At 64.6% G+C, this 16,336-nt stretch carries 15 protein-coding genes; 6 read left to right on the plus strand and 9 right to left on the minus strand.

Going from position 1 to position 16,336, the window contains the following annotated elements:
* The first annotated feature begins 65 nt into the window (after positions 1 to 65).
* From rsmG to ACXJMY_RS22165, 3 genes are all read left to right on the plus strand, one after another.
* The gene (rsmG, locus tag ACXJMY_RS22155) at positions 66 to 707 is read left to right on the plus strand and encodes a 16S rRNA (guanine(527)-N(7))-methyltransferase RsmG (RefSeq protein WP_456621473.1); all 642 of its coding nucleotides are present in this window, start codon (positions 66 to 68) and stop codon (positions 705 to 707) included.
* A 28-nt stretch (positions 708 to 735) separates the two neighbouring features.
* The gene (locus ACXJMY_RS22160; protein WP_456621474.1) at positions 736 to 1,602 is read left to right on the plus strand and encodes a ParA family protein; all 867 of its coding nucleotides are present in this window, start codon (positions 736 to 738) and stop codon (positions 1,600 to 1,602) included.
* Between the two features lie 153 nt (positions 1,603 to 1,755).
* On the plus strand, positions 1,756 to 2,640 hold the full coding sequence (locus tag ACXJMY_RS22165) for a ParB/RepB/Spo0J family partition protein (protein WP_456621475.1): 885 nt from the start codon (positions 1,756 to 1,758) through the stop codon (positions 2,638 to 2,640).
* Positions 2,641 to 2,908: 268 nt separating this feature from the next.
* Here ACXJMY_RS22165 and holA read toward each other — a convergent pair whose 3' ends face one another.
* From holA to ACXJMY_RS22185, 4 genes are all read right to left on the minus strand, one after another.
* The gene (holA, locus tag ACXJMY_RS22170; protein ID WP_456621476.1) at positions 2,909 to 3,937 is read right to left on the minus strand and encodes a DNA polymerase III subunit delta; all 1,029 of its coding nucleotides are present in this window, start codon (positions 3,935 to 3,937) and stop codon (positions 2,909 to 2,911) included.
* A gap of 136 nt (positions 3,938 to 4,073) precedes the next feature.
* Positions 4,074 to 4,625, minus strand: coding sequence for an LPS assembly lipoprotein LptE (gene lptE, locus ACXJMY_RS22175; RefSeq protein ID WP_456621477.1), 552 nt, complete (start codon positions 4,623 to 4,625; stop codon positions 4,074 to 4,076).
* Complete coding sequence (gene leuS / locus ACXJMY_RS22180) at positions 4,612 to 7,236, minus strand: leucine--tRNA ligase (protein WP_456621478.1); 2,625 nt, start codon at positions 7,234 to 7,236, stop codon at positions 4,612 to 4,614. Before leuS ends, lptE begins: the two co-directional genes overlap by 14 nt.
* Before the next feature lie 253 nt (positions 7,237 to 7,489).
* Complete coding sequence (locus tag ACXJMY_RS22185; RefSeq protein ID WP_456621479.1) at positions 7,490 to 9,187, minus strand: diguanylate cyclase domain-containing protein; 1,698 nt, start codon at positions 9,185 to 9,187, stop codon at positions 7,490 to 7,492.
* A gap of 108 nt (positions 9,188 to 9,295) precedes the next feature.
* Here ACXJMY_RS22185 and ACXJMY_RS22190 point away from each other — a divergent pair, with 108 nt between their 5' ends.
* Entirely contained in the window at positions 9,296 to 9,985 is a 690-nt protein-coding gene (locus tag ACXJMY_RS22190; RefSeq protein WP_456621533.1) for a YggS family pyridoxal phosphate-dependent enzyme, read from the plus strand.
* Positions 9,986 to 10,097: 112 nt separating this feature from the next.
* On the opposite strand, the gene ACXJMY_RS22195 is transcribed toward ACXJMY_RS22190, so the two are convergent.
* A complete protein-coding gene (locus tag ACXJMY_RS22195; RefSeq protein ID WP_456621480.1) occupies positions 10,098 to 10,883 on the minus strand; it encodes a 2-keto-4-pentenoate hydratase in 786 nt (261 codons plus the stop codon).
* A gap of 6 nt (positions 10,884 to 10,889) precedes the next feature.
* Complete coding sequence (locus ACXJMY_RS22200) at positions 10,890 to 11,459, minus strand: L,D-transpeptidase family protein (RefSeq protein ID WP_456621534.1); 570 nt, start codon at positions 11,457 to 11,459, stop codon at positions 10,890 to 10,892.
* A 202-nt stretch (positions 11,460 to 11,661) separates the two neighbouring features.
* Here ACXJMY_RS22200 and ACXJMY_RS22205 point away from each other — a divergent pair, with 202 nt between their 5' ends.
* The gene (locus tag ACXJMY_RS22205; RefSeq protein ID WP_008142830.1) at positions 11,662 to 12,348 is read left to right on the plus strand and encodes a response regulator transcription factor; all 687 of its coding nucleotides are present in this window, start codon (positions 11,662 to 11,664) and stop codon (positions 12,346 to 12,348) included.
* Between the two features lie 58 nt (positions 12,349 to 12,406).
* On the plus strand, positions 12,407 to 12,850 hold the full coding sequence (locus tag ACXJMY_RS22210) for a cyclic nucleotide-binding domain-containing protein (RefSeq protein WP_456621481.1): 444 nt from the start codon (positions 12,407 to 12,409) through the stop codon (positions 12,848 to 12,850).
* Positions 12,851 to 12,918: 68 nt separating this feature from the next.
* Here ACXJMY_RS22210 and ACXJMY_RS22215 read toward each other — a convergent pair whose 3' ends face one another.
* The 3 genes from ACXJMY_RS22215 to ACXJMY_RS22225 form a co-directional block, all read right to left on the minus strand.
* A complete protein-coding gene (locus ACXJMY_RS22215) occupies positions 12,919 to 14,481 on the minus strand; it encodes a hypothetical protein (RefSeq protein WP_456621482.1) in 1,563 nt (520 codons plus the stop codon).
* A gap of 19 nt (positions 14,482 to 14,500) precedes the next feature.
* Complete coding sequence (gene xth / locus ACXJMY_RS22220; RefSeq protein WP_456621483.1) at positions 14,501 to 15,316, minus strand: exodeoxyribonuclease III; 816 nt, start codon at positions 15,314 to 15,316, stop codon at positions 14,501 to 14,503.
* Positions 15,317 to 15,478: 162 nt separating this feature from the next.
* A complete protein-coding gene (locus tag ACXJMY_RS22225) occupies positions 15,479 to 16,249 on the minus strand; it encodes an outer-membrane lipoprotein carrier protein LolA (protein WP_456621535.1) in 771 nt (256 codons plus the stop codon).
* Positions 16,250 to 16,336: the final 87 nt, after the last annotated feature.

Raw genomic sequence — 16,336 nt, forward strand, 5'->3', positions numbered from 1 at the left:
GGCGCCGAGCCGAACCTGCACCGATCACATCGAAGATCGACAAGGCCAGCGCCAACGATCCGTCGTTGGACTCCGTCATCGCCGCCGACAAGATCGCAGCGCTGAAGCTCGCATCCGTTTCACGTGAAACCGAGGCCCGGCTCGATCGCTACATCGCGCTGCTGCGGGAGTGGCAGGCGAAGACCAATCTGGTCGCGCCCTCGACCCTGCCGCATCTCTGGACCCGGCACATCGCCGATTCGCTTCAGCTCGTTGACCTCGCGCCATCGGCAAGGCGCTGGGCCGATCTCGGCAGCGGCGGCGGCTTCCCCGGCGTCGTCCTCGCTTGCGCCATGGCCGGGACGTCGGGCGCCAGCGTCCACCTCGTCGAGCGAATCGCCAAGAAGGCGGCGTTCCTGCGCGAAGCAATTCGCATCACCACATCTCCGGGAGTCGTACATCTCGCTGAGATCGGGGATAATGTGGATAGAATCACCGGCCCCGTCGATTGCGTCACCGCGCGTGCACTCGCTCCGCTACATCAACTCATCGGCTTTGCGGAGCCGCTGATGCGCCAGGGCGCAAAGGCGCTGTTTCCGAAGGGTCAAGATGTAGAGGCTGAATTGACCGAAGCCGCTAAATATTGGAATATTCAGCCGCAGCTCCACCAAAGCCGTACCGGAGACGGCTGGATCGTGGAGCTCAATGCCGCCGAACGGCGCAGCTGAGACGTTCAGGGGCGAATGGGGAATTGCGATGAGCGTGATTGACGAGCCGCAGCAAGAGCAGACCGCCCAGGAACAGGCTGTGGTCCCGCAGGGCCACCCGCGCATCCTGGCGCTGGCGAATCAGAAGGGCGGCGTGGGAAAAACAACCACAGCGATCAATCTCGGCACGGCGCTCGCAGCGATCGGTGAGCGTGTCCTGATCGTCGATCTCGATCCGCAGGGCAACGCCTCGACCGGACTCGGCATTGATCGCCGCAACCGCTCCTGCTCGACCTATGACGTGCTGATTGGTGAAGCGGCCTTGCGCGAGGCGGTGGTCGCCACCGCGGTGCCGCGGCTGCACATCGCGCCCTCGACCATGGATCTCTCCGGCCTCGAGCTCGAGCTCGGCACCACGCCCGGCCGCGCCTTCAAGCTGCGCGATGCGATCTCTTCGCTCAACAACAACGTCTCGCCGGACGCCGACTACACCTATGTGCTGATCGACTGTCCGCCCTCGCTCAATCTGCTCACGGTCAACGCGATGGCGGCGTCGGACGCGATCCTGGTGCCGCTGCAATGCGAGTTCTTCGCGCTCGAAGGTCTGTCGCAATTGCTCCAGACCGTCGAGCAGGTGCGTTCGACGCTCAATCCGAACCTGTCGATCCACGGCATCGTGCTGACCATGTTCGACTCGCGCAACAACCTCTCGAACCAGGTCGTCGCCGACGTCCGGCAGTTCATGGGCGAGAAGGTCTACAAGACCATGATCCCGCGCAACGTGCGCATCTCGGAGGCGCCGTCCTACGGCAAGCCGGTGCTGGTCTACGATCTCAAATGCGTCGGCAGCGAAGCGTATTTGCGGCTCGCCACCGAAGTGATCCAGCGCGAGCGCGAGCTGCGCACGACGCATTGAAGCTGCCGTAGGGTGGGTTGGCCGAAGGCGTAACCCACCAATTGTACCGCCTCGAACAAGCCAATGGTGGGTTACGCTGCGCTAACCCACCCTACGATCGAAAATTCGAAATTCAGTTCTGGAGTGCTGCTGGTGAATCCAAGGGAGCTGGCGATGGCCGACGAAGCGCGTTCGCGACTGGGCCGGGGTCTTGCGAGTCTGATCGGCGACGTCGGCGGAGAGGCCGCGCATGTCGACCGGCCGCGCGCGCAGCGCAAGGTGCCGATCGAATTCATCAAGCCCAATCCGCGCAATCCGCGCCGGACCTTTTCGGAGGCCGAGCTCAAGGAGCTGTCCGAATCCATCAAGCAGCACGGCGTGATCCAGCCGATCGTGGTGCGTCCGGTGAAGGGCGCGCAGGATCGCTTTGAGATCATCGCCGGCGAGCGGCGCTGGCGCGCCTCGCAAATGGCCGGCCTGCATGAAGTGCCGATCGTGCCGGTCGACATCAGCGACAGCGATGCGCTGGAATTCGCGATCATCGAGAACGTGCAGCGCGAAGACCTCAACCCGATGGAAGAGGCGCAGGGCTATCACGCGCTCGCGGGCGAGTTCAAACGCAGCCAGGACGACATCGCAAAGGCCGTCGGCAAGAGCCGCAGCCACGTCGCCAACATGATGCGGCTGACCAAGCTGCCGGCCGAGGTGCAGGCCTTGATCGCGACCGGCGAATTGTCGGCAGGCCATGCGCGCGCGCTGATCGGCGTGCCGGATCCGCTCGCGGCCGCCAAGCGCATCGTCGAGGAGGGCCTCAACGTCCGCCAGGCCGAGGCGCTGGCGCACGAGGAGGGCGTGCCGGAACGCAAGCCGCAAAAGGCGCGCGCCGGTGCGAAGGAGAAGGACCCTGACACGATCGATCTGGAAAAGCGCGTCAGCGACGCGCTCGGTCTCAAGGTCACCGTCAACCACCGCGACCCCGGCGGCTCCGTGCAGATCAACTACCGCAACCTCGACCAGCTCGACGAAGTGATGAAGCGGCTGGCGAAGGGCGCGATTTAGCCGACCCTCGCGGTCGTCCCGGCGAAGGCCGGGACCCATACCGCGTGATCTCTCGATGGGAGCCGGTCGCAGTACCGGACCAACAATCTTCGCAAAACCTCTCGTTGGGGTAATGGGTCCTGGCTTTCGCCAGGACGACAGCTGAGTGTGTGGCGCACATCTGCTTCCACATCGTCATTGCGAGCGCAGCGAAGCAATCCAGAATCTTTCCGCGGAGAGACTCTGGATTGTTTCGCTACGCTCGCAATGACGTGGAGAGAGCCGAGCCTTACCCCCGCCGCTTTGCGTTCGCGGCGATCGCCATCAGCGTGCGCTGGGCGATCGCCGCGGCGAGCGTGGATTGCTTGCGGGTATCGAGCGCGGCGGTCGCGAGCTGCTCGATGATGGCGGCAAGCCGCGTCACGCTGAAATTGCGCAACGCGGTTTCGACCGCCGGCTTTCGTGAAAAATGCAGCCGCGGAAATCCGCCATCGAGCACGGCGGAGGCGGGTGTGCCATCGGCGATGGCGAGCGCGGATTTGTGCAGCCATGCGGCCTGGCGTTGCGCAGCCGAGATGATCACGCCGGGATAGGTGCCGGCGATCATGGCCTTTGCGAATTCGGTCTCGACGATGTCGGGCCGGCCGGCGAAAGCGCCGTCGACGATCGGGTCGAGCTTCAGCTCGGAGGCATCGGCCACCACGGCCATCACGTCGTCCAGCGTGATCTCGCCCTTGCCGTGGGCGTAGAGCGTGAGCTTGCGCAGCTCGTTGCGCGAGGCCTGGCGGTCGCCGCCGAGAAAGGACATCAGCGCGGCGCGGGCGTCCTGCGCGATGCGCAAATTCGCGATGCGGAGCTCGTCCTCCATCAGCTTCGCCAGATCGCGCTCGGTGTCGGGGTAGCAGCCGATCGCCACGGCGGCCTTGGCGCGCTCGCAGGCTTTGCGCAGCGGCGATTCCGGGCGCAGCTCGCCGGCCTCGATCACGATGCGGCAATCCTTCACGCTCATCTCGGCCAGCGTGTCGACACCGCTGGCAAAGCTGCGCGAGCCGGCCCGCACGCGGATGGCGCGGCGGCCGCCGAACAGCGGCACCGTCATGGCTTCGTCGACGAGACGCGACGGCTCGGCGGAGAGCTCGTCGCCGTCGAGCTTCACCAGCGAGAAGGGATCGTTGGGGTCGTCGACGGCGGAGGCGATCAGCGCATCGGCGCGTTCGCGCACGAGACCGGCATCAGGACCATAGAGCAGGATGATCGGTCGCCCCGCATCGGGCCGGGCCAGGAAGGCGTCGATCTCTTTTCCGCGCAGCGCGACCATGTTGTCTGATACCCGTCATTCCGGGGCGCCTCGTCAGAGGCGAACTACGGTGCGCAATTGCGCACCTGAGAATCCGGAGATTGGAGATCGAGATTCCGGGTTCATGCTTCGCATGCCCCGGAATGACGGAATTGAATCAGGTGCCCGCGGTGAAGAACGCGGCGAGCCGGGTATTGATGTTCTCGGCGATCTCGTTGGCGGCACGATCCTCCGCATCGCGGATGGCGCGGCTGCGGGAGAAGCGCTGGTAGGAGCCGGGCATGTCATAGGACACCCGCGAGAACGTCGTGCCGGTCATCACCGACTGGCCCGTCGCCAGGTTGATCAAATTGTACTGGGCGTCGATGCCGTAATTCTCGCTGGTCGGCAGTCCCGTTGCCTGGCTGACGATCAGGGACGACCGGCCGGAGTTGAAGCGGATCTCCAGGCGGTGGGTCGGCGGCATGCCCGTGGCCGTGCCGTACAGCTTGAAAGCCAGGGCATTGCGGACTTCCACGCCGACCCGGGCTTCGCGGGAGGCATTGGGCTTGGCGATCGGGGGGAGCTCGACCCCCATCAGCTTGTCGCGCAGGCCAGGGGTGCCGTCGCCACGATCGGCATACATCGGCTGGAAGCAGCCGGCCGTCAGCGCCGCCAATGCGGCGACCGCCAGCAGGCGGGCTGCGATGCGGATCCTAGCCGACAACATTCACGATCCTCTTGGGGACGATGATCACCTTGCGGACGGGCTTGCCGTCCAGCGCCAGCTTTACCGCATCGAGGGCCAAAACGGCAGCCTCGATTTCCGGATTCTGGGCCGCTGTTGCAACCGTGACCTCACCCCGCTTCTTGCCGTTGACCTGGACCACCAGGGTCACGCTGTCTTCAACCAGCAAATCGCGTTCGATTTGCGGCCAATTGGCCTCCGAAACCAGCCCGCCATGGCCCAACACCTGCCAGCACTCCTCGGCCAGATGCGGCATCATCGGGGAGAACAGCTGGACCAGGATCTGGCCGGCTTCGCGGATCGCCCAGGCGAGGTCCGGGGTAGGCTGGCCGGGGCGCTGCAAGGCCTCGGACAGGGCATTGGCGAATTCGCGGATGTGGGCGAGGCAGACGTTGAAGTGCAGCCGCTCGATGCCCGTGGTGACCTTGTCCAGGGCGCCATGGGCGGCCTTGCGCAAGGCGGTCGCATCCGGGCCGAACGAGGCCGGCCGCGCCGCGGGCGCGCCGTTGCCGAGTTCCGCCGCCTCGTTCACCAGCCGCCACAGCCGCTGCACGAACCGGGAGGCGCCCTGGACGCGCTCGTCGCTCCAGATCACGTCGCGGTCCGGCGGGGAGTCCGACAGCATGAACCAGCGCGCGACGTCGRCACCGTAGGTCTCGATGATGTCGTCGGGGTCGACCGTGTTCTTCTTCGACTTCGACATCTTCTCGATCGCGCCGATCTGGATGTCTTCGCCCGTGGCCAGCAACGTGGCGCGGCGGCCATTGCCGCCGGTGTCGATCTTGACCTCGACCGGCTGGACGTAGGTGCCGTCCGCCTTCTGGTAGGTCTCGTGAACCACCATGCCCTGGGTGAACATGCCGGCGAACGGCTCATCCATGGCGATATGGCCGGTCGCCTTCATCGCGCGCACGAAGAAGCGGCTGTAGAGCAGATGCAGGATCGCGTGCTCGACGCCGCCGATATACTGGTCGACCGGCATCATCCGGTTGGCGACCGCGGGCGTCGTCGGCGCGTTCTCGTTCCAGGGATCGGTGAAGCGCGCAAAGTACCAGGACGAATCCACGAAGGTGTCCATGGTGTCGGTTTCGCGCTGCGCCTTGCCGCCGCATTTGGGGCAGGTGACGTGCTTCCAGGTCGGGTGATGATCGAGCGCATTGCCCGGCTTGTCGAAGGTCGCGTCGTCCGGCAGCTTCACCGGCAGGTCGGCATCCGGCACCGGCACGACATCGCATTTCGGGCAATGGATGACGGGGATCGGGCAGCCCCAATAGCGCTGCCGCGAAATGCCCCAGTCGCGCAGGCGGAAATTCACCTGCCGCTCGCCAACGGGCGCATTGCCGCGCAGCTCGTTTTCAAGACGTTTCGCGACCTCATCCTTCGCCTGCTCGATGGTCATGCCGTCGAGGAAGCGCGAATTGATCATGCGGCCGTCACCGTCATAGGCGGTGTCGGTGATGACGAACGATTTCGGATCCTGGCCTTCGGGGCACACCACCGGCGTGTTGCCGAGCCTGTACTTGTTGACGAAGTCGAGGTCGCGCTGGTCATGCGCGGGACAGCCGAAGATGGCGCCCGTGCCGTATTCCATCAGCACGAAGTTGGCGACATAGACCGGCAGCTTCCAGCTCGGGTCGAACGGATGGACCGCGCGGATGCCGGTGTCGAAACCCTGCTTCTCCGCGGTGTCGATGACTTCCTGCGCGGTGCCGATCTTCTTGATCTCGCCGATGAACTCGGCGAGCTTGGGATTTTTGGCGGCGGCCGCCTGTGCCAGCGGATGATCGGCCGAGATCGCCATGAACTTGGCGCCGAACAGCGTGTCGGGGCGCGTCGTGAAGATCTTCAGCTCGGTCTCGCCGGCCGGCGTTGTGGCCTGGTCCAGCGCGAAGCGGACCAGCAGGCCTTCGGAGCGGCCGATCCAGTTGCGCTGCATCAGCCGCACCTTGTCGGGCCAGCGGTCCAACCCGTCCAGCGCGGCGAGCAGCTCCTGCGAATACTTCGTGATCTTGAAGACCCACTGGTTCATTTCCCGCTGTTCGACAACGGCGCCCGAACGCCAGCCGCGGCCGTCGATCACCTGCTCGTTGGCGAGCACGGTCATGTCGACGGGGTCCCAGTTGACCTTGCGCTTCTCGCGCTCGGCGAGGCCGGCGCGGAGGAAGTCCAGGAACATCTTCTGCTGGTGCTTGTAGTAGGAGGGATCGCAGGTCGCGATCTCGCGGCTCCAGTCCAGCGACAGCCCGATCGAGCGGAGCTGCTTCTTCATCGCGGCGATGTTGTCGTAGGTCCAGGCTTTCGGCGCGACCTTGCGCTCGATGGCGGCGTTCTCGGCCGGCAGGCCGAAGGCGTCCCAGCCCATCGGGTGCAGCACGTTGAACCCCTTGGCGCGCATGAAGCGGGCCAGCACGTCGCCGAGCGTGTAATTCCGGACATGGCCGATATGGATGCGCCCGGACGGGTAGGGGAACATCTCGAGCACGTAGTATTTCGGCCGCGAATCGTCGTTCTTGGAGACGAAGATCGCCTGTTCGTCCCAGGCAGCCTGCCAGCGCGGTTCGGCGTCGCGGGCGTTATAGCGTTCGGAGGTCATGGAATCGTTGGGTTTTCGTGAGTTCGGGCCGCCTTAAAGAGGGCGGACTAGGCCATAAAAGCCTGTAACGGGTCAATGGGTTGCCGGATTGGGACAGATTCCCCCGTCCCGCGCTCCGGCCGTCCGGTTCACTGCGGAGATGGGTCCATTTTGGTGCCCAATTGACGCGTGGGCGCCAATCGTGCGGGTGCTGGAACCGGGAATCCCACCATCATCGCCAATGCTTTCGACGCGTGAACGCGTTGGCGGCCAGCTAGCCCGCCATCGCGATCGCGGCTGCACCGTTATCGATCACCATGATGCCGTGCTCGACGACATTGTTGCGGCCGCGGTGTTTGGCGGCGTAGAGCGCGGCGTCGGCCGCCTCGATCAGGTCGCCGGGCCGCAAGGTCTCGTTGGGCTTTGTCGCGGCGACGCCGATCGAGACGGTGACGATCATGTGGGCGGAGGTGATGTGCGGCAGGCAAAGCCTCAGCACCGCCGCGCGCACCTGTTCGCCGATCTCGACGGCGCGCGTCACGTCGGTGTTCGGCAGCAGCAGGCAGAATTCCTCGCCGCCATAGCGTGCCGCAAAGCCCATCGTGTCGGCGGCGATGCCGGACAGCGATTCGCCGAGCCGGGTCAGGCAGGAATCGCCTTCGAGGTGGCCGTAGGTGTCGTTGAAGAGCTTGAAGTGGTCGACGTCGATCATCAGCAGCGCGAGGTCGCTGCCATATTGCTGCGCGCGCATCCATTCGAAATCGAGCCGGCTCTGGAAGCCGCGGCGGTTGGCGAGCCCCGACAGCATGTCGATCGATGCCATCACCGTCAGCCGATCGTTGCTCGCGATCAGCTCGCGTTCGCGCTGGCTCAGTTGCGCGGCCATCGCATTGAACGCGCGCGCCAGCGGCACGAATTCGGACGGCAGGCGATTGCGCGCCGCGCGGGCCGACAAATCACCCTCGCCGAGACGCTTGGCCATGTCCGCGAGCATCTCGATCGGCTTGATCACGAGCTTCTCGGCGGCGATCAGCGCGCCGAGCAGGACGAACATGACGACGAAAGCGAGCTGGAGATAGGCGGTGCGGATGTCGCGGCTGACCGCCGCGGACACCTTGTCCTCGTCGATGCTGGCGATCAGGCGGGCGTTGGTGCCGGCGATGCGGATGTAGCTGACCGCGCGGCGGGAGCCGTCGGCGGCGAGGAAAGAGAGTGAGCCCTCGTCCTGGTCCGAACGCAGCGCCCTGTCGGCGATCGCCGACATCAGCGGCATGTTGTCGAGCGGACGGCCGATCGCGCTGTGCTGGTCGGCCGGCGCGGCCAGCACGGTGCCGGCGCTGTCGACCAGCACGGCGGTGATGCCGGCGCGGCCGCCGAGATTGCTCATGACCTTCGACATCCAGTCGAGATTGACCGTTGCCAGCACGACGGCGTCAGCTACGCCGCTGAACGCGGACACCGGATAAACCGCCATGACGGTCGGCGTCGGCACCGGCCGCGACAGGATGAAGTCGCTCAGCACGAAGCGGCCGGTTTCCTGGGCCTGCTGGAAGTAAGGCCGGTCACTGAGGTCGAGGCCGACATACATGTTGTTGGTGGCACACTGGATGCGTCCGTCCTGACCGGCGATCAGAAGCGTGCGGATCCATGGAAGGTTCGACGGCAGGCTCGCGCGCAGCACGTCGCAGCTCTTGCTGATGCCGCCGACGGAGGCGCGGATGAAGGCTTCCGATTTCAGTATGGTCTCGACCGACGAGATCACTTCACGCTGCGCGTCGGCGCTGTGCCTTGCGACGGTGGTGAATTCGGCCGCGGCCTGCGCAATCTGCTTCGTTCGCGTGTCTTCGAGCGAACGGATGCGCTCGAGCATCAAGGGGGCCACCAGAATCACCGCGAGCAACGCAAGCCGCGCCCTGATTCCGAGGACCTGCTTGAGTTTTGCTCGTTTGCGGTTGAAACTGACGCTTGCCATCTTCGCTGCCCACCCCATCGGGCAAGGTAAAGCGAAGGGTTCAAAAACTCTTTCTTGAACTCGGTAAAATTGGACCTACCTCCGCAACAAGCAGTGCTGACCGACATCATGACCGAAGCCAACGCCGCGCCGCTAACCGGGCATTCACCAAACGGGCTCGCCGCCGTCGAGGCGGAAATCGCGCGTGCCTGCAAGGAGGCGCGGCGCGATCGCACCTCCGTAACGCTGATCGCGGTGTCCAAGACCTTCGCCGCGGATGCAATTACGCCGGTTATCGTCGCCGGACAGCGCGTATTCGGCGAGAATCGCGTCCAGGAGGCCAAGGGCAAGTGGCCGTCGTTAACTTCCGCCTACCCCGATATCGCACTGCATCTGATCGGGCCGCTGCAATCCAACAAGGCGAAAGAGGCGGTCGCGCTGTTCGATGCCATCCATTCGGTTGACCGCCCGAGCATTTGCCAGGCGTTAGCCAAGGAAATCGAATCCCAGAAAAAGCATCCCGAGCTCTTCGTCCAGATCAACACCGGCGAGGAGCCGCAGAAGGCCGGCATCGCGCCCGGCGAGGCCGACGCGTTCCTCGCGCGCTGCCGTGACAGCTATGGGCTGACCATCACCGGGTTGATGTGCATCCCGCCGGTCGACGAGCCGCCGGCCGCGCATTTCGCGCTGACCGCCAAGATCGCCGCGCGCAACGGATTGAAGAATCTCTCGATGGGCATGAGCGCCGATTTCGCCACCGCCATCATGCTCGGCGCCACGCATGTGCGCGTGGGGTCGGCGATCTTCGGGCATCGGTGATCGCTGTCGTCTATTTTGGTCGTCCTGGCGAAAGCCAGGACCCATTACCCCAGGGAGTGGTTTAGCGAAGATCGGTCGTGAGTCCTGGCTTTCGCCAGGACGACAGCAGTGATTACGCGAACCCCACCGACACCTTCCCCAACACGCCAAAATCCACCGCGAAATGATCGCCCGCCTGGATCGGCAGCGGTGGGTGACACGTGCCAGTCGTCACCACCTCCCCTGCCCTCAAGGTAAGGCCGAGCCCGCGCAGCTCGTTGGCAAGCCAGGCCAGTGCGACACGGGGGTCGCCGAGCACGTTCTTGCCGTGGCCGACATAGCGCTGATCGCGCAGCATGGTCACGGGTCGCTCCTCGACGAGATCCATCGCGCGCCAATCGGCCTTGGCCGGCGCACCCAGCACGAACAAATGGGCACAGGCATTGTCGGCGATGAGCTGCGCCTCGCCGGCGCTGGCGAAATCGGTAAAGCGCGAATCCGGAATCTCGATTGCGGGATGGAAGGTATCGACGGCGGCGAGGACCTCTTCCACGCTGTAAGGCGCAGACCGCGGCGGAAGATCGCGCCCCATGCGGAAGGCGAATTCAGGTTCGCCGACGCGCATCCTGTTGCCCTGCATCGAAGCTGTGCCGCCATCGGCGATGACGGTGTCGCTCAAGATGCGTCCGGCCATCGGGCCTGCGACATTGATGTGCCTCTGTCCGGATTCGCTGGTAGCCGCGATCTTCCAGCCGAACAATTGTCCGGTCGATTGCATTTCGAGCGCGGCCTGAACGGCGTAACCCGCGGCGCGGCTCCGCGGCCGCAAGGATGCCTCCAGCGCATCGAGCTTGCTGCCGTCGCGCCAATGCTGCACGAGGACGCGCGATGCGGCCGCGATCTGATCCCTGTCGAGCATGTATCCTCACCCGATGATGATTTTTGTCCGCGGTCCCATCCGCCGCAGCACTTGTAGCATCGCCCCTCTTGTCATGGAGACGCAGCCCGCAGTCGGCCCGAAATTGTCGCGGGCCAGATGCAGGAACACGGCGCTGCCGCGGCCGGCGATGCGCGGCCTGGTGTTGTGGTCGATCTCGATGATGAAGTCATAGAGATGGTCGGTCCGCTTGAGTCGGTCGCCGCCCTGCTCCCGCCCGAGCCGGATCGGCTGGTTGTAGTGACGATCTTTGGGGTCCTCGCACCAGCCGTCCTCACCGGTGATGGCCCGCGCCGGCAAAAATGTCTGCGGGCGGCTGTGGCGGTCGCCCCGCCACCACAATTGCCGCGGCCGGAAGCTGCCCCTTGGGGTGCCGCCGTCGCCCTCGCGTTTGTTGGCCAAAATGCCGCCCCGGCCCAACGCGACCGGAATTGTCAGCTGTCCCGCCGTCAGCCAGCCCCGGCGCGGATTACCGGCGGCAGGCTTAACGCGGATCGCGACCAGCGGGCCGGAGCGCCGTTTCCTCGTGTAACCAATTGAAGTAACTTCATTTTTCATGTGAACGTGCGATGCCGAATTCATTACAGGACATTCATCAAAGCGCCCTGCTATTCTAGGTTAGAGTGCTTCTGGCTTGTGAATCGGTAACAGCCCACTACTTCAACACGAACAACAATAATAACGGCGACCCCTAACTTTCCCATCACGGCCGGGCGCGGGATGTATGCGCGCCGAGCCGGACCCAAAAGGATGATCCCCTATGGCCAATGCCCGCAAGATCCTGATCGTGGATGACGATACCGATCTGCGCGATACGTTGGTGGAGCAATTATCGCTGCACGAAGAATTTGAAGCCTCCGCCGTCGATACCGGCGCCAAGGGCGCAAGCGCCGCCAAGGCCAACTCCCCTGATCTCGTCCTGATGGATGTCGGCCTGCCCGACACCGACGGCCGCGAGGTGGTCCGCTCCCTGCGCAAGGGCGGGTTCAAGGCCCCGATCATCATGCTGACCGGGCACGACACCGATTCCGACACGATTTTGGGCCTGGAATCCGGCGCCAACGATTATGTCGCAAAACCCTTCCGCTTCGCCGTGCTGCTCGCCCGCATCCGCGCCCAGCTCCGCCAGCACGAAGCCAGCGAGGATGCCGTGTTCTCGGTCGGGCCCTACAGCTTCCGCCCGGGCTCCAAAATGCTGACCGCCGCCAATGCGCGCAAGGTGCGGCTGACGGAGAAGGAGACGGCGATCCTGCGCTTCCTCTACCGGGCCGGCCAGATGCCGGTCTCGCGCGAGACCCTGCTCCAGGAGGTCTGGGGCTACAATTCCGGCGTCACCACCCACACGCTGGAAACCCACATCTACCGTCTTCGCCAGAAGATCGAGAAGGATGCCGCCAACCCGGAAATCCTGGTGACGGAAGCCGGTGGCTACAAGCTGGTGCCGTGATACGCTTGAGCGGCGTGCGAATCGTTTTAGATCGCATGCCTTTGAGCCTCGGACCTGAATGTCAATCGACGACGACGTAGCGCTTCTCGAGCGTGTCCCGACATTGCGCCTGTTGGGAGATGCCTCGTTGCGCATGCTGGCGATCGGCTCCGAGCAGCGCGACTTCGTTCGCGGCGACGTCCTGTTCAATCTCGGCGACGACGCCGATGCCGGCTACGTGGTCCAGCGCGGCGCCTTTCGGGTCGATGACGGCGCCGGCGCCGAAATGATCGCAGGTCCCGGCGCGCTGATCGGCGAACTCGCGCTGGTGGTGCCGATGAAGCGGCCCTCGAGCGCGATCGCGATCGAGCACTCGTCGGTCATCCGCGTCGCGCGCAGCCTGTTTCAGCGCGTGCTCGAAAGCGACCCGGCTGCTGCGGTGCGCCTCCGCGACGAATTCGCCATCCGCTCCAGCCAGATCGCCAGCGATATCCTGATGGCCGGTGCGAAGCTGACAACGTAGCCGTCGTCCTGCGTTCGTGGTCGCGCATCGCAGTTGATGACCCCTCCTCCCTCTCCTCGCCGCAGATCTCATCCGCCGTTCAATTGATACAGTGCGCTGCGGCCGCCCTGGTACAGGCGCCGCAATCGCGGCAGGGCCGTCACGTGCGCTGCGTCGACGTCGAGCAGCCATACATATTCGAAACGATCGCGAGGAATTTGCGCGATCCTGTGCGCCAGCGCAGCACTCAGGTCGCCCTCGCAGCCGCCCGGAAGCGGCTGGATGTACTGAGATGGATCCGCATTGAACTCGGTGCCGCGCGCACGGAGCGGCGTAAGGAGTTGCTGGCCGGCCGACGCATCCCATTGCGAATTGACGAAGGCGTCCCGTTGCACGATGGCGAGCGACCCGAGATGCGCCACACGCGGTGCACGCCATGGCTCGCAGGAGGGCGGCCGTGTCAGGACCGCAATGCTCGCGCCCCGCGGAACGTCATTCAGCGCCTGCAGATGCTGCGCGAAACTGGCGTCATAGGCCGCGAACCCGACAGCCATGGCGACGATCCTGATGCCAAAAACGGCCAGCGCCATGCCTGCTACGATGGCGGAGCCACGCCACGGTCGGTCGGTGGGCGCGATGGCGGTGAGGCCGACGATGAAGAAGATCGGCCATAGCCGGACATCGGCATAGACCGCGCCGAACATCAGGCCCGGCATCAACAGGATCAGAACGAGGAAGATCGCCGCTCCGACGAGCAGAGCTGGGTTCAGCCGAACGTCGCGACTTCGTATTGCAAAATAAAGCAAGCCGATGGCCAGCAGCAGGGTCAGCGTGTCCAGCCCGATATTCTGATCGCGCAGCGTCCACACCAATCCGAGGAGCTTTGCGCTCATATCAAGGAAATGGCCCGTCGAAGCCGCGCCGGTGCCTTGGCGCCAAACGATCATGAGGACGGCCGGAATCATGACGGGCCAACTGCGTCGCAGAATGACAAGCGCCATGGAGGGCCATGCCCTTGGCTCGCGACGCCAGTTCCGGCAGAGCTCAAAGGCGCCGACGAGAACGACCAGAACGACCCAGCCATAGGCATGGGCCAACCAGACCAGGCAGGAGGCCGCCGCGAACAGCGCGGCGCGTAGTGCCGAACCATTCCTTTGTGCTCCCTGGACCCAGGATGCGAACACGTGAAATGCCAGGGCACAGCCCAGCCAATAGTTCACGAAGCCAAGCTGGAACGGATAGGACATCGTGAACCAGACGGCCGCGATGGCGAAAGGCGTGAGCTGTCCGTACATCGCCCGGCTGATCCGCGCGATTCCCCAGATCATGAGCGGAGGAAGCGCGAGCGCAATCAGCCAAACGGCGCGGTCGAAACCGAGAAGGCCCGCGAGCGGCACGATCAGCAGCTCAACACCGAGATTGCCAACCACGTGCCAGTGAAAATCCCAGTTTCGCTGCAGCGCCGGCGAGTCCGCCAGATGAAGCTGCACGTGGTAGCGACCGATATGTCCCAGGAAGTCGATCAGCGGCGGCGTCCGCACGAACCAGAAGGGGATCGTGCTCAGCAACATCAGTCCCGGGACGACGAGACGGGAATTCCACCAAGCACCAACCGGTGGTTCTCTGTGCTCTGGCGGCGCCGGCGTGCCCATCGTCTTCTCCGCAGGCTTATCAAACGTCCAGCGTCACCGTCACCGGCACGTGGTCCGACGGCCGCTCCCAGCTCCGCGCGTCGCGCAAGATCCTGAAATCGCTGACCGCATCCTTCAGCGCCCGCGAGACCCAGATGTGATCGAGCCGGCGGCCACGGTCGCCGACGGTCCAGTCGGCGGAGCGGTAGCTCCACCAGGTGTAGACCTTCTCCGACATCGGAATGCGCTCGCGCGCGACGTCGATCCATTCGCCGGCGTTCAGGGCGGCCTGCAGCTTCTCGGTTTCGATCGGGGTGTGCGACACCACCTTCAGCAGCTGCTTGTGCGACCAGACGTCGTTCTCGTGCGGGGCGACGTTGAGATCGCCGACCAGGATGTGGCGGTCCTCGCCGCGCGGATGCAGCGGCTCGCAGGCCGTCATCTCGTCGAGGAAGCGAAGCTTGTGATCGAATTTCTCGTTCAGCGCCGGATCGGGAATGTCGCCGCCGGCGGGCACGTAGAAATTATGCAGCACCAGCGGCTTTGCGATGTTCGCCTGCGTCCCGAAAGATACAGAAATGTGGCGCGAATCCACCTTGTCGCAGAAGGTGCGGATGTCCTTGGACTCGAACGGAATCTTCGAGACGATGGCGACGCCGTGATAGCCCTTCTGCCCGTTCAGCGCGACGTGCTCGTAGCCGAGCCGCTTGAAGCGCTTCAGCGGAAAGGCATCGTCGATGCACTTGGTCTCCTGGAGGCACAACACGTCGGGCCGCGCGCTCTTGAGAAACTTCGCGACCAGATCGATGCGCAGCCGCACCGAGTTGATGTTCCAGGTTGTCAGGGAAAGACGCATGGAGATGCGTCTTAGCATGGATTGGCGTCGGGAAAATGCTTGTCCACAGCGAGCTCTCGTAGGGTGGGCAAAGCGAAGCGTGCCCACCATGCCTACCGCGAGGAGGAGAGATGGTGGGCACGGCGCAAGTGCGCCTTTGCCCACCCTACGGCAGCGGAGCGCTTATCCCGGCGACGGGCCGTAATTGGTGAAATCGATCTTGAACATGCTCGGGTCGAGCTTCTTGCCCGCATCGAGATTGTAGACCGCAATCGTGGTGTCGTAGCCCTGCGGGTCGGTGACGGTCCATTGCTTGAGCTGGCCGTCCTTGGCGCCGAACATCAGCATCAGGCGGCTGGTGCCGACCAGCGCCTGCTTTTCCTCGATGGTGACGCTGACGAAGACGTCGTCGGCGGTGACGTTGACGACGTTGGTGTCCTTCATCAGGTCGATCCGGTCCGACAGCAGGAAGCGCAGCGGCGTCTGCGACAGCGGATAGACGTCCTGGGTGGCGAGCTTGCGGTCGCGCACCACGACCGACGATCCGTCGGCGACGATATCGATCGGGCTCGGCGGATCATATTCGAAGCGCACCTTGCCCGGCTTCTGGATGTAGAAGTCGCCCTGCGTCTTGCTGCCGTCGGGACCGACCTGGACGAAATTCCCGACCAGCGTCTGAAGCGAGGACAGATAGGCGCTGACCTTGGCGGCCTGTGCTTTCTGGTTGGCATCGAAGGTCTGGAAGATGCTGCTCGGCACGTTGCGGCGCGGATCCGGAATCACCGGATTGGGCGGCGCCTGGGTCGCGCCCGTGATCGACGGCCCCCCCGAGGGCGGAGCACCGTCACGGCCCTTCGGCGCGGGCTTCGGCACCGGCACGGTCTGTGCAAAAACGACCTGTGCGAAGGACGTCGCGGTCACCATCGCGGCGGTGACGAGAAGCACGCCGGCCACGCGCGCGCTTCGCGCGGCGATGGAGGCAGCGAATCGAATGTCCGGATGTCTGATCAACGCGTCGTCCTGTGTGGCTGGCCGCCTTTT

It is taken from the genome of Bradyrhizobium sp. P5_C12 (assembly GCF_054049735.1).